The following is a 13,418-nucleotide window of genomic DNA, read 5'->3' as shown; positions in this document are numbered from 1 at the left end:
CGGCCGCCGTCGCCGCGCCTGCTGCGGCCGCGGCCGACCTGTCGAAGCATCCGGGCGCCGTGACCTCGCCGATGGTCGGCACCGCCTATTGGGCTCCGGAGCCCGGCGCCAAGCCGTTCATCGAGGTCGGCAGCAAGGTCTCGGTCGGCCAGACGCTGCTGATCATCGAAGCCATGAAGACCATGAACCAGATCCCCTCGCCGCGCGCCGGCACGGTGACGCAGATCCTGGTCGAGGACGGCCAGCCGGTCGAGTTCGGCGAGCCGCTCGTCATCATTGAGTAACGATTGAGGGCGGCCGGCCGCCCTCGCCGCGTCCCGCGCGCCAGTCCCCAAAGGACACCATGTTCGACAAGATCCTCATAGCCAATCGCGGCGAGATCGCCCTTCGCATCCTCAGGGCCTGCAAGGAGCTCGGGATCGCGACCGTCGCCGTGCACTCCACCGCCGACGCCGACGCCATGCATGTGCGCCTGTCGGACGAGAGCGTCTGCATCGGCCCGCCGCCGTCCAAGGACAGCTATCTCAACGTCCCCGCGCTGCTCGCGGCCTGCGAGATCACCGGCGCCGACGCCGTGCATCCAGGCTACGGCTTCCTGTCCGAGAACGCCCGCTTCGCCGAAATCCTCGGCGAGCACAATCTGCATTTCATCGGCCCCAAGGCCGAACATATCCGCCTGATGGGCGACAAGATCGAGGCCAAGAAGACCGCCAAGAAGCTCGGCATTCCCGTGGTGCCCGGCTCCGACGGCGCCGTCGGTCCCGACGACGACGCGATGGCGATCGCCAGGAAGATCGGCTTTCCCGTGCTGGTGAAGGCGGCGGCCGGCGGCGGCGGCCGCGGCATGAAGGTCGCGCACAGCGAGGCCGACCTCCTGATGGCGCTGTCGACGGCAGCCAACGAGGCCAAATCCGCCTTCGGCGATGCCTCGGTCTACCTCGAAAAATACCTCCAGAAGCCGCGCCACATCGAGATCCAGATCCTCGGCGACGGCCGTGGCGGCGCGATCCATCTCGGCGAGCGCGACTGCTCGCTGCAGCGCCGTCACCAGAAGGTCTGGGAGGAAGGCCCCTCGCCCGTGCTCGCCGCGGCCGCGCGCGCAAAAATCGGCGAGACCTGCGCCAAGGCGATGCGCGAGATGAAATATCTCGGCGTCGGCACCATCGAATTCCTGTTCGAGGACGGCGAGTTCTACTTCATCGAGATGAACACCCGCATCCAGGTCGAGCATCCCGTCACCGAGAGCATCACCGACATCGACCTCGTGCTGGAGCAGATCCGCATCGCCGCCGGCGGCGACTTGCCGGCCAGGCAGACCGACGTGCAGATCATCGGCCACGCCATCGAGTGCCGCATCAACGCCGAAAACCCGGAAACCTTCCGGCCCTCGCCGGGCCGCATCACGCAATATCACCCGCCGGGCGGCCTCGGCGTGCGGATCGATTCTGCGGTCTATCAGGGCTACACGATCCCACCCTATTACGACTCGCTGGTCGGCAAGCTGATCGTGCACGGCAAGACCCGCGCCGAATGCCTGATGCGGCTGCGCCGGGCGCTGGACGAGATGGTGGTCGAGGGCATCGAGACCACGCTGCCGCTGTTCCGCGACCTGGTGCGCCAGGACGACATCATCAACGGCGACTATCACATCCACTGGCTGGAACAGTACCTTGCCGGCAAGGTTAGCCCCGCCGCAAAATAGTTCCTTGGCGCCGTGGAACCCGTTGGCCCCAATCGCGTTCTCGACCTTGGGGACAGTTCCAAGGGGGCGTTTTGAGTTCCACGAAGCTTGAGAAGGCGAGACCGTCGTGACGGCCGAGGCGCAACGACGGCGCGCATTTTGGCAGATCCTGCTGTTCGCGGCGGGCCTGCTGGTGCTGACCGTGATCAGCGCCGGCTCCGTCTACCTCGTCAACAAGGCGCGCGACGACAACAAATGGGTGGTTCACACCCTCGAGGTGGAGAACCAGCTCAACGCCCTTCTGCTCGAGCTTCGTCGCGCCGAGAGCGGCGCGCGGGGCTACCTTTTGACGCAAGGGCCGAACTTCAAGGCCGATCACGAGAAGGCGGTAGCCGCGATCGTGCCTGCGGTGGACAGGGTCACGCGGCTGAGCGCCGACAATCCCGCGCAACGGGAGAGCATCGAAAAGCTGAGTGCCGCGATCGAGACCCGGCTCAACCAGTTCGCCCAGGAAATGGACTTCATCCAGCAGGGCCAGCCCGACAAGGCCACCGCGCTGGTCCGCGAAGCCGCCGCGGCCGATACCACCTCCGTCATCGGCAGGGTCGCGGGCGCGATGATCCAGGAAGAGGAGCGCCTGTTCCGGCTTCGCACGGTAAACGCCGACCGCAGCCAGACCTTCGCGGCGTCGATGACCGGCATCGGCTCCGGCCTCGTCGTGCTGCTGGCCCTGATCTCGGTCTGGCTGGTACGTCGCTCCGCCCAGGCCCGCGACGACGCCGAGGCGCGCCTGCGCGATGCCAACGTCAATCTGGAGGCCGTCGTCGACGAACGCACGGCGGACCTGCGCGAGGCCAATGACGAGATCCAGCGCTTTGCCTATATCGTCAGCCACGATCTGCGCTCGCCGCTCGTCAACATCATGGGGTTCACCAGCGAGCTCGAAGAACTGGGCAAGGACATCTTTCGCCGGATCGGAGGGCTCGCCGCGGTGCCGGCGGGTGGGTCCCCGGCCGACGTGAGCAGCATTCCGCTGGATGGCCCGGACAAGCAGCTGTCGGCCGACTTTTCCGAAGCGCTCGGCTTCATCAAGTCCTCGATCGCCCGGATGGACCGGCTGATCTCGGCGATCCTCAACCTGACCCGCGAGGGCCGGCGCGAGTTCCAGCCGGAGAAGATCGAGACGCGCGAGTTCATCGAGGGCATCGTGTCGTCGCTGGCGCATCAGGCGGCGGAGGCGCAGGCCGAGATTCACATCGAACCGCTGCCAAATATCGTCAGCGACCGCCTTGCGCTCGAGCAGATCTTCTCCAATCTGATCGATAATGCGATCAAATACCTCAAGACCGGGGTGCCCGGCGCGATCAGAATTCGCGGGCGCACGAAGCTCGGCTACGCTATCTTCGAAATCAGCGACAATGGCCGCGGCATCGATCCGAAGGACCATCAGCGGATCTTCGACCTGTTCCGCCGGGCGGGAACCCAGGACAAGCCCGGCCAGGGCATCGGTCTTGCGCATGTGCGTGCACTTGTGCGCCGCCTCGGCGGCACGATGTCGGTATCGTCTGAACTGAACACGGGCAGCACCTTTACGATCACGCTGCCCATCCATTGGAACGCCAGCAACCGGAACGCGGACAAATGACTCAGCCCGTCAGCATCATCATGATCGAGGACGACGAGGGACACGCACGGCTGATCGAGCGCAATATCCGCCGTTCCGGCGTCAACAACGAGATCGTCGCGTTCACCAACGGCACCGAGGCGATGAAGCATCTGTTCGGCGCCGACGGCAGCGGTCTGGTGCAGAAGGGCAACGCGCTCCTGATCCTGCTCGACCTCAACCTGCCCGATATGAGCGGGATCGATATCCTCAAGCAGATCAAGGAGAACAAATACCTGAAGGCCTCGCCCGTGGTGGTGCTGACCACCACCGACGATTCCCAGGAAATCAAGCGCTGCTACGAGCTCGGCTGCAACGTCTACATCACCAAGCCCGTCAACTACGAGAATTTCGCCAACGCCATCCGGCAGCTCGGGCTGTTCTTCTCCGTCATCCAGGTCCCGCCCGCCGCCACATGACCCAGCGCACGCCAACACTGCTGTATATCGACGACGACGACGCGCTCGCGCGCCTGGTCGACCGCGGCCTGACGCGGCGCGGCTACAAGGTCGTTCACGCCGCAAGCGGCGAGGAAGGTCTGGCGCATATTCGCCGCGCGGGGGCGCAAAACAGCGTCGACGGCGGCATCGACGTCGTTGCGCTCGACCAGTACATGCCGGGCCTCGACGGCCTCGAGACGCTCGAGCAGATCATGGCGATCCCGGGCGCCCCGCCCGTGGTGTTCGTCACCGCCTCGCAGGATTCCAGCATCGCGGTCACCGCGCTGAAGGCGGGCGCCGCCGACTATCTCGTCAAGGACGTCAAGGGCGACTTCATCCCGCTGCTGCACGTCGCCGCCGACGGCGCGCTGCGCCAGGCCGAGATGCAGCGGGCGCGCGAGGAAGCCGAAGCCGAGATCCATGCCTCGCGCGACCGCTATGCGGCGCTTGCCGCCGAACGCGAGCTGCTGCTGCGCGAGGTCAACCACCGCGTCGGCAACTCGCTCCAGATCATCGCCTCGCTGCTGCACCTTCAGGCGAGCTCCGCCGGGCAGGAGGAGGTCAAGGCCGCGCTGACCAATGCGATGGGCCGCGTCGCCGCGGTCGCGCAAGTGCATCGCCGCCTCTACACCTCGCAGGATCTCAAGAGCGTGGTGCTGAACCAGTATCTGGACTCGCTGCTCGAGGATCTCAGGCGCTCGGCCGAAGGCAACCGGATGTCGCGCCTGACGGTGAAGGCCGAGGCCATCGAGATCGATCCGGACCGCGCCGTCGCCGTTGGCATCATCGTCAACGAGCTGGTGATGAACGCGGTGAAATACGCCTATCCCGACGGCGCCGGCCCGATCCATGTCGAGCTGACTTCGAAGGGCGAGGAGCTCCTGCTGTCGATCACCGATGACGGCGTCGGCGACAAGGCCAAGGCCGATCCGCGCTCCACCGGCATGGGCCAGCGCATCGTCGCGGCGATGGCGACCAAGCTCGATGCCACCGTCGAACGCGATCCCGCCCATTCCGGAACCCGTATTTTCCTGAAGTTTCGCCGCGTGCCCGCGGTCCCCGACCGGGCGAGCAGCGCCGCGGCGAGCTGACCCGCGCCTGCGCGGGCCTTTGCCCCCCATCGCACGCGCGTCGCGATCCTGCTATTGTCGCGTCATGAATTCGCGCGACTCCGCCTCGTCTGAAATCACGCCGGCCGTGCTGCTGCGCGCCTATGCCTGCGGTATCTTCCCGATGGCCGAAAGCGCCGACGATCCGACCCTGTTCTGGGTCGAGCCGGAATTGCGCGGTGTCATCCCGCTCGAAGGTTTTCGCGTCTCCTCGCGCCTGGCGCGTACCGTGCGTTCGGATGCGTTTCGCGTCACCGTCAACACCGCCTTCAAGGCCACGATCGCCGGCTGCGCCGCGCCGCAGGAAGGGCGCGAGGACACCTGGATCAACAAGCGCATCCGCGACCTCTATGGCGGCCTCTACGAGCTCGGCCATTGTCACAGCGTCGAGGCCTGGCAGGGCGACGACCTCGTCGGCGGGCTCTATGGCGTGAGTCTCGGGCGTGCCTTCTTCGGCGAGAGCATGTTCCACACCGCGCGCGATGCCTCCAAGGTCGCGCTGGTGCATCTGGTCGCGCGGCTGATCCATGGCGGCTTCGAGCTGCTCGACACGCAATATGTCACCGAGCATCTGAAGAGCTTTGGCGCGGTCGAGATTTCGCGGCGGCGCTACACCGCCCTGCTCGACAAGGCACTCGCCGGGGAGCCCGGCGATTTCCTCAGGCTCGGGGCTGGTGAAGCGATCCCGGGCGCACGTGCGCTCGAGATCATCGCCTCACGGCAATAATCCTCACGGCAATAATCCTCACGGCAATAGTCAGGTTTACCGGCTGCCGAAGCCGGGAATGCCGAACAGACCCGGCCGCTGCTCCGGCGGGGGAGGTGGTGGCGGCGGCGCCGGTTGCTGCGGCTGGATCGGCGGCAAGGGCTGCGGCGGACGCTGCTGCACGGCCTGTTTTGGCGCGGCCTTCTTCTGCGCGGGCGGCGGCGGAGGCACGGGCTTGTTCGCGGGATCGGGAGCCGCGGTCGCAATGGTCTGCTGCGGCTCTTTGCAGTCGGTGAGCCAGATGTCGTAGATCGGGTGCTCGACGCCGTGCAGGCCGGGACTGGCCGCATACATCCAGCCCGAGAAGATGCGCTTCACCTCGCCCTGCAACGTGATCTCGTCGACCTCGACGAAGGCGTCGGTGTTGGTGGCTTCCGTCGCCGGACGCGTGTAGCAGGCGTCGGTCTTGACCCTGAGCGCACCGAACTGGACGGTCTCGCCGATATCCTCGTCGAAATTGATGATGCGCCCGGTGATCTTGTCGAGGCCCGAGAAGGTCGCCTTCTTGTTCACGATCTTCTGGGCCGGCGGCTCGGTCACGACCTCGTCGCCCGGCTGGAGGCTCGCGGGCGTCTGCGGAACGGGTCCGGCCGGCCCGCCCTTCTGCTGGGGCTGGCGCTGACCGGGGGCGCCCGGCGGCGAGGCTCCCGGCGCATTGGGCGGCGCGACCGCCACGGCGGGCGGCTGGTTCGGCGGCGCGACGGTCGAGCCCGGCGGCGGGGCCAGAGGCTGGGTCTCGACCGGCCCCGGCATGATATTGCCCTGGCGGCCCGGCGGCGGCGGCATCGGGCGTGACGGCAGCACGCGGCCCTGCGGCGGCAGCTCCGGGACCTCTTCGTCGTCGTCGGGAATCTGCTGTGGCTGCGGCTGGCCGCGCGGAATGTTGCCGGGCGGCCGCATCGGCGGCGGATCCGAGAAGATCGTGCCGATCTGCGCCTGCGCGGGCGTCGCAGCCGTCAGCGCGGTGGCGGCCAGAAGCGCCGCAAGACCTGCAAGAGCAAGACCTGTAGGGGTAAAGGTTCGAACCATCTTCTCGCGCGGCTTCAACAGCGAATCGGGCATGCTGGACATTCTACAGGGGATACCGCCGCTCGCAGGCCATCCGGTTAACACGGCGAATACGGCGGGGGAAGGGCGGCATCCCTGCCCTGCCCGCCGCCGGCTGGCCAGACCCGCCCCCGGATGGGATAATTGACGGGCCTCTCCCAGGGGCCGAAATGGGCCGAAGCGGGCATCTCCCCGGGTGCCGACGTCCAACCATAACCAGAAACCGCCGAGGTCGCTCCCCATGCCCGTCGTGCTCGATCCCGATGCCGCCGCCGTCTACAAGGCGTTCCAGGAGGCCGGTCGGCCCGCCTATGAGAGCCTGACCGCGCCGGAAGCGCGCGCTTATTACGCCCAGGCCCGCTTTGCCACCAACCCCGAGCCGCCGGAACTCGCGCGCGTCGCCCCGCTCGCGATCCCGGCGCCGCACGGCCCCATCCCGGCCCGCCTCTACGCGCCGAAGCAGCCACGCCTCCAGAACGGCCTGTCGCCGGCGCTGGTGTTCTTCCATGGCGGCGGCTGGGTGATCGGCGATCTCGATTCCCATGACGTCGTCTGCCGACAGCTCGCCGATTCCGGTGCCCTCATCGTCATCTCGGTCGATTATCGCCTCGCGCCCGAGCACAAGTTTCCCGCCGCCGCCGATGACGCCATCGCCGCGACCAAATGGATCGCCGCGAATGCGCGCGAGCTCGGCATCGACGCCTCACGTCTTTCGATCGGCGGCGACAGCGCCGGCGGCAATCTCACGGCGGTCGTCGCACTCGCGGCGCGCGACGCTGGCGGCCCCGCGCTCGCAGGCCAGCTGCTGATCTACCCCGCGACCGATTTCGCCATGACCCACGGCTCGCACAGCGAGCCCGAGACCAGCGTGCTGCTGACGCATTCGGTGATCCGCTGGTTCCGCGACCACTACCTCAGCGGTGCCGCGGACATCCACGACTGGCGCGCCTCGCCGGCGCGCGCGACGTCGCTGGCGGGCCTGCCGCCCGCTTACGTGCTCACCGCCGGCGCGGATCCCCTGCGTGACGAAGGCGACGAATACGCCGCGCGCCTCAAGCAGGCCGGCGTGCCCGTCACCTACAAGCACTATCCCGGCCAATTCCACGGCTTCTTCACCATGGGCAAGCTGTTGCAGCAGGCCAATGTCGCGGTCAGCGAGATCGGCGCGTGGCTGAAGGGCTTGGGCTGAGAACGCCATCGTCCAAATGCCGTCCGTTCTTCGAACCGTCTTCGCCCTTCCCTTGCGCGCCCTGACCTGGCTCGGCGGCCAGGGCACCCGCGCTGTCGCGGCCATCGCGTTCATCGCGGTCGCGGTGCCGCCGCTCGGCGCACTGCTGCGCCCTTACGTCACCGAGGCGATCCTCTGTCTCCTCTGCATCTCCTTCATGCGGGTCGACCTCGTCGCGCTTTACGGCCATCTCCGCCGTCCCGCATTGATCGCAAGCGCGACGGCCTGGACCACGATCGGCGTGCCATTGATCGTCGGGCTTGTTGCGCATGGATTCGGCCTCGACAGAAGCTCGCCGGGTCTCTTCCTTGCGCTGATGCTCCAGGGCATGGCCTCGCCGATGATGGCCGCGCCGGCGCTCGCAGCGCTGATGGGTCTCGATGCCACGCTTCCGCTGGTCACGCTGGTGACCGCGACCGCGCTCGTGCCGTTCACGGCCTCGCTGTTCGCGAGCCTTTTCCTCGGCGGCATGCTCAGCATCTCGCCGCTCGCGCTCGGTGCGAAGCTGCTCGCCATCCTCGCGGCATCGCTGGTTGGCGCAACCGCGATCCGCTGGATCTTCGGCGCGGAAGCAATCCAGCGCCACAAGCGGCCGATCGACGGCTTCAACATCCTCATCCTGCTGGTGTTCGCCGCCGCCGTGATGGGTGACGTCGCGCATGACTTCGTCGCCGACCCACTGTTCACGATCGGCGTCGCCCTGCTCGCCTTCGCGGTCTACTTCACCCTGCTCATTGTCACGACCCTCATCTTCCGCCGCGCCGGCACCGAGCGCGCCTTCGCAGTCGGGCTGATGGTGTCACAGCGCAATCTCGGCCTGATGCTGGCCGCGACCGCAGGCGCGCTGCCGGCGACGACCTGGCTCTATTTCGCGCTGACGCAGTTTCCGATTCATCTTGCGCCGTATTTGCTGACGCCCATCGCGCGGCGGCTGACGGCGCGGGCGCAATCCACTGCGATCGTCGAACCGACCTAGCCCGCCCGCATCTGGCTAATCGACACACATGGCCTGTTCAGGTTTCTCCTCCCTCGAAAGCAGATGGGCTCCGCAGTGACGCCGCACCTCTGCGCCTTCTCTCGGACGCAGCAGTGATAGGTCAGTTTTTCCGATCGCGAATACATGCCTTCAGCTGATCGACGGTCGCCTGTTCCTTCTTTGCGCTGGGCAAACCACAAGCCTGGAGGAGGTAGGCATCGACGCGGGGCTGCGCTCCGACCCCCTGTTGAAGGAAGCCAAGAAGGTCGGTGTACATCGCGAGACCGTAGTCGTACTCCAGATACTGCCAACTGCGGTGCGCGCGACGGGACCGCAATCGCAGAATCTCCTCATCATCATAGCCGTAGTCTCGCACAATACCCTCGGCATACGCGATCGTGTCTGGCTCATCATCCCTACAGCTCTCGCGTAGGAAGATCTTAAGCGTCGCATCCGTGGTGGCAGTAAAGCGGACGTTGTCGATCTCGGTCTTCAGCCTTGCAGCCGGCAGGAGTGCACCCTGCCCTGCCATGGCTTCTTCAATGAAGATCGGCCACACCTGACGTTCAATCGACGTCGCCGCTCCTTCCCAGGCAGCACCTTCGACGGCAGTGTGAGAATTTTGGTCGATGGCGTGCTTGATCTCGTGCATCATCGTTGAGGATAGGCTCGCGAGGTTCCACCCCGTGCCGAGTGAAAGCGTCACCTGACCGCCGAGCGTGTATTGATTTTGGCCCTTCGTCACGATGATAGGTTCCGCCGGAACCAGGGTGGAGATATCCACGCGATAGCCGCTGTACTCCCGTTTGATGAACGCACGTATCTTGCTCCACATGTCGACGATTTGCTTTTTGTCGTCCTCTCTCACTGCCTGGCCATCACTGTAGTTGCCACCAACCCTCGGCTGCTGGTCGAACGCGTCGCTCACCTTCCTCGATGCCGAAGCGTTGCCTGTTGCCTCATCCAAAGCCGCAAGCAACGCGTCCTTGATCTTCGCCGGGCGTCGCTCCTGCAGCAACTTGTCCCCGACCCGTTTCCGTTGCTCGGCTGTAAGCTCGGCCGAACCGTCGGGAAAGAAGCGCTCGAGCATAGAGCGGCCAAGTGACTGTGTGGCCATTAGCCGTTGCGCGGCAGTTGCCTGAAATCGGTCAGCGTACCCGCGCATACTGTCGGATCCATCCGCATTTGAGATCAGACTGGCCGTGAAAGCGTCCCAATGGACGTCCTGCTCGACCGGAGAAAAGATCATGCAGCGCAAGCTCTTCTCGGGCAGCGCGTGAACGCGACTGCGAAACAGGTTTCCCAACTTGACGATGTTTCCGGCCAAGGTCTCGGCCATGCCCTGGCTCGCGAGAAGTGGCTGGTTGAACTCGCTCTCGTAGTCGTACATGAATGCATCAAGCGTTCCCATGTTGACCTCGCGAAATTCTGAGAACATCGAAGCGTTGTAGGCATCCAACAATTCAGTGTCGTTCGTGAACGGACGCTTTTGGGGATCAAGCGCATAGAGATTGGAGAAATTCATGCTCCCGTTGATCCCGACGGCAGGCCGATCAAAATTCTTTCCGGCTCGCGTCGTAAAATAGGATTTGTCGCGGAGGGCTCGTTCCAATGCGCTGAGCTTGTCGTCCGGAAGTCCTCGCAGACCGTCCTCAGTTAGCCGCAGCCATGTCGCAATGGCCCTGACGTGCTCATGGTCCAGGAGTTGTAATTCCTTGATTGGCATTCCATCCCATCCCATGAAATCCGGATGGTTATACAAGATGTAGCCCCGGTCGTCGGTGATCGCCAAATAGATGCGGATCAACAGGCGTTTGAGCTCCGCACTGCTCACATCTCTCGCCATCTTGAATCCGCCTGGCAGCTCGGGCGCGAACGTGACACTGAGGATGCGGTCGACGTTCTCCGTCATGGCCGGCGTGGGATCGTTGAACAGCTTCTCGAGCTTCTGCTGCAGCCCCGTCAACCCCCACGACTGGCGGTCCTGATCGAGAAGCAACAGCGCTCGGCCGCGGAAGCTCGCCTGGAGATCGGGACGCAGACTCTGCCAATTCGCACCATCGGGCACCTGTGCTAGCAGTTGCTCGATCGCGGCAAGGTTGCTGACCACCGCCCTCGGCAGATCGTCCGCATATGCCCCTGATTCAACAATGACGGACAAGGCTGAGGCAAACAACGCAAGGCACATTTTCATCGCAATCCTCCATTTGATGAGCCGCGCAGATGTCAGGCAGGGACCCCGCCTCATCCGGCCGTTCTGCGAGGTTCAGTCTGCTTGGTCAGCATCGGCTGAGCATCAAAGATGCAGCGTTCGACCAACGCCAATCGTGCAAGAAACCCAAATTGCGCGCGGAAGAATCGAGGTTAGGAACGCTAGGTTGCCTCGCCCGGCTCGTGACAAGATTCATGTGAAGGCAGGGCGTTAGTGGCTGCGGTCCCCTTCTTCACAGACCTTCCTTCTGCCGGGGTTGCATTTTTTGTGGCTCAATCGCCTTCCAAAACGAAATCAACACTCTGAAAGACCCGATTTCACCACAACCATAACGAGAACTCAAGCCCTTGTACGATCCAGTTGAGCTTCGGCGGCCGCTGGGCAGTGGCTCGTAACTTTCTCCGGGAGCCGAAAAACGTACCAGAAATCACTGCAATTGAGCTTTGCCGCCGATGCGGTCGACTGCACTTTATGAGCACACCCTAACCCGCCCGCGCCGCGCGCCGCAGCGCCTGCGGCGGCTGGCCGAAGGCGCGGATGAAGGCGCGCCGCATCCGTTCGGGGTCGCGGAATCCGGTCGTCTCTGCAACGAGCTCGATCGCCTCGCGCGAGGACTGCACGCGCTCGCGGGCGACTTCGAGCCGCAGCTTCTCGATCGCCTTGGAGGGCGTCGTGCCGGTCTCGGCGGCGAAGGCACGGGCAAAGTGCCGCGCGCTCATCCCGGCGCGATCGGCGAGATCCTCCACCGTCAGCGGCGCGTCGAGATTTTCGCGCGCCCAGGACAGCAGCGCGCCGAAGCGGCCGTTGGGCGTCTTCAATTCCAGCAGCGATGAGAATTGCGACTGGCCGCCGCTGCGGCGGTGGTAGAGCACGAGCTGCCGCGCGGCCTGTTGCGCGATTTCCTCGCCATGATCCTCGGTGACCATCGCGAGTGCAAGGTCGATGCCCGCGGTGATACCCGCCGACGTCCACACATTGCCGTCACGGGTGAAAATCTGGTCCGGCTCGAACTTCACCCTGGGATAGCGCGCGACGAAATCGCGTGTCCGTCCCCAATGCGTGGTGGCGCGGCGTCCGTCGAGCAGGCCCGCTTCGGCCAGCACATAGGCGCCCGAGCAGACGCTCGCGACGCGCACGCCGCGCTTGGCCAGCCTTTGCACGAACGCGCGCGTGACCTCGCAGCGCGCGGCATCGGCAACGCCGGCGCCGCCCGCGATGACCAGCGTCGTGATCGCATTTGCCGATTTGAAATCGCGCGCCATCATCTCGACGCCGGACGAGCTCGCCACCAGCCCCGCCTGCGCCGCCAGCACCCGCAGCGCGAGCGGCTTGCCGCTGGCGCGCGCCGCGATCTCGAACACCGAGATCGGGCCGGCCGCATCGAGCAGCTGGAAGTCCGGAAAAATCAAAATGCCGATCATGGGTTATGTCCGAAAGTGAGGGAATTACGCCATTTTGGACAGGAGGGCACCATGCCAGTCTGCGCCCGTCAAGCTCTTCGTTGGAGGTTCTCATGTCGGCACCACTCCAGATCGGTCTTTTGGTGTTTCCGCGCGTCACCCAGCTCGACTTCACCGGCCCGTTGCAGGTGTTCGCCATGCTGCCCGACGCAAAACTGCATTTGATCTGGAAGCGCATCGAACCGGTGCCGAGCGATTCCGTGATGGCGCTGACGCCGACCACGACGTTCGCCGACTGCCCGCAACTGGACGTGATCTGCGTGCCCGGCGGCAACGGCACCAACGACCTGCTCAACGACGAGGAGGTGCTAGACTTCCTGCGCAAGCAGGCCGAGGGCGCCAAATATGTCACCTCGGTCTGCACGGGATCGCTGGCGCTCGGCGCCGCCGGCCTGCTCAAGGGCTACCGCGCCGCCACCCATTGGAGCGCGATGGAGATGCTCGGCCAGTTCGGGGCGACGCCGACCAAGACCCGCGTCTGCGTCGACCGCAACCGCATCACCGGCGGCGGCGTCACCGCCGGCATCGACTTCGCGCTGACGCTGGTGTCGATCCTGCGCGACCGCACTACCGCGGAAGCGATCCAGCTCCAGATGGAATACAACCCCGCCCCGCCGTTCAATTCCGGCTCGCCCGATACGGCGCCGGCCGAAGTGCTGGCGATGCTGAGGGAGCGTGGCGCAGCCAACCAGGAGCGACGGCTCGAGGCCGTGAAGCGCGCCGCCGAGCGGGTGAACTAGCGCCCACCCTCATGTCCCGGACGCGCTGCAGCTCCCTCGCGATGCGAAGCATCGTCGAGCACCGCACTGCTGACAGGACGTTGTCAGGAGCCAGTC

At 65.3% G+C, this 13,418-nt stretch carries 12 protein-coding genes; 9 read left to right on the top strand and 3 right to left on the bottom strand.

The features are described 5' to 3' along the window. The 6 genes from accB to aat all read left to right on the top strand — a co-directional run. On the top strand, positions 1–284 hold a 284-nt coding region (accB, locus tag PMI42_RS21375), incomplete at its 5' end, for an acetyl-CoA carboxylase biotin carboxyl carrier protein (protein ID WP_008137901.1). A 59-nt stretch (positions 285–343) separates the two neighbouring features. Continuing rightward, positions 344–1,702, top strand: a complete 1,359-nt coding sequence (gene accC / locus PMI42_RS21370) for an acetyl-CoA carboxylase biotin carboxylase subunit (protein ID WP_008137900.1) — start codon at positions 344–346, stop codon at positions 1,700–1,702. Positions 1,703–1,808: 106 nt separating this feature from the next. Then, the gene (locus tag PMI42_RS21365; RefSeq protein WP_008137898.1) at positions 1,809–3,326 is read left to right on the top strand and encodes a sensor histidine kinase; all 1,518 of its coding nucleotides are present in this window, start codon (positions 1,809–1,811) and stop codon (positions 3,324–3,326) included. Further along, positions 3,323–3,763 carry a response regulator gene (locus PMI42_RS21360; protein ID WP_008137896.1) on the top strand — a complete coding sequence of 147 codons (441 nt, stop codon included), beginning with the start codon at positions 3,323–3,325 and terminating at the stop codon, positions 3,761–3,763. Before PMI42_RS21365 ends, PMI42_RS21360 begins: the two co-directional genes overlap by 4 nt. Then, positions 3,760–4,875, top strand: a complete 1,116-nt coding sequence (locus tag PMI42_RS21355) for a sensor histidine kinase (RefSeq protein ID WP_008137893.1) — start codon at positions 3,760–3,762, stop codon at positions 4,873–4,875. The genes PMI42_RS21360 and PMI42_RS21355 overlap by 4 nt, the downstream gene beginning before the upstream one ends. 64 nt (positions 4,876–4,939) lie before the next feature. Continuing rightward, positions 4,940–5,620, top strand: a complete 681-nt coding sequence (gene aat / locus PMI42_RS21350; RefSeq protein WP_008137892.1) for a leucyl/phenylalanyl-tRNA--protein transferase — start codon at positions 4,940–4,942, stop codon at positions 5,618–5,620. Between the two features lie 36 nt (positions 5,621–5,656). On the opposite strand, the gene PMI42_RS21345 is transcribed toward aat, so the two are convergent. Next, positions 5,657–6,730 (bottom strand): DUF2155 domain-containing protein, encoded by a 1,074-nt coding sequence (locus PMI42_RS21345; RefSeq protein WP_008137890.1) that lies wholly within the window; start codon positions 6,728–6,730, stop codon positions 5,657–5,659. Positions 6,731–6,947: 217 nt separating this feature from the next. On the opposite strand from PMI42_RS21345, the gene lipP1 reads away from it, so the two are divergent. Both lipP1 and PMI42_RS21335 read left to right on the top strand, forming a co-directional pair. Then, positions 6,948–7,895: a LipP1 family hormone-sensitive lipase gene (gene lipP1, locus PMI42_RS21340; RefSeq protein ID WP_008137887.1), complete on the top strand. Its 948-nt coding sequence runs from the start codon at positions 6,948–6,950 to the stop codon at positions 7,893–7,895. A gap of 16 nt (positions 7,896–7,911) precedes the next feature. Further along, positions 7,912–8,910, top strand: a complete 999-nt coding sequence (locus tag PMI42_RS21335) for a hypothetical protein (RefSeq protein ID WP_008137886.1) — start codon at positions 7,912–7,914, stop codon at positions 8,908–8,910. A gap of 121 nt (positions 8,911–9,031) precedes the next feature. Here the strand turns inward: PMI42_RS21335 and PMI42_RS21330 are convergent, their stop codons facing one another. Beyond that, positions 9,032–11,104, bottom strand: a complete 2,073-nt coding sequence (locus PMI42_RS21330) for a hypothetical protein (RefSeq protein WP_008137884.1) — start codon at positions 11,102–11,104, stop codon at positions 9,032–9,034. A 500-nt stretch (positions 11,105–11,604) separates the two neighbouring features. After that, the gene (locus tag PMI42_RS21325; RefSeq protein WP_008137882.1) at positions 11,605–12,543 is read right to left on the bottom strand and encodes a GlxA family transcriptional regulator; all 939 of its coding nucleotides are present in this window, start codon (positions 12,541–12,543) and stop codon (positions 11,605–11,607) included. A gap of 92 nt (positions 12,544–12,635) precedes the next feature. On the opposite strand from PMI42_RS21325, the gene PMI42_RS21320 reads away from it, so the two are divergent. Then, positions 12,636–13,322 carry a DJ-1/PfpI family protein gene (locus tag PMI42_RS21320; protein ID WP_008137879.1) on the top strand — a complete coding sequence of 229 codons (687 nt, stop codon included), beginning with the start codon at positions 12,636–12,638 and terminating at the stop codon, positions 13,320–13,322. Positions 13,323–13,418: the final 96 nt, after the last annotated feature.

Origin of the sequence: Bradyrhizobium sp. YR681, from assembly GCF_000282615.1 — a bacterium.
Classification (GTDB): Bacteria; Pseudomonadota; Alphaproteobacteria; order Rhizobiales; family Xanthobacteraceae; genus Bradyrhizobium.
This window is presented reverse-complemented; position numbering and strand designations above follow the sequence as displayed.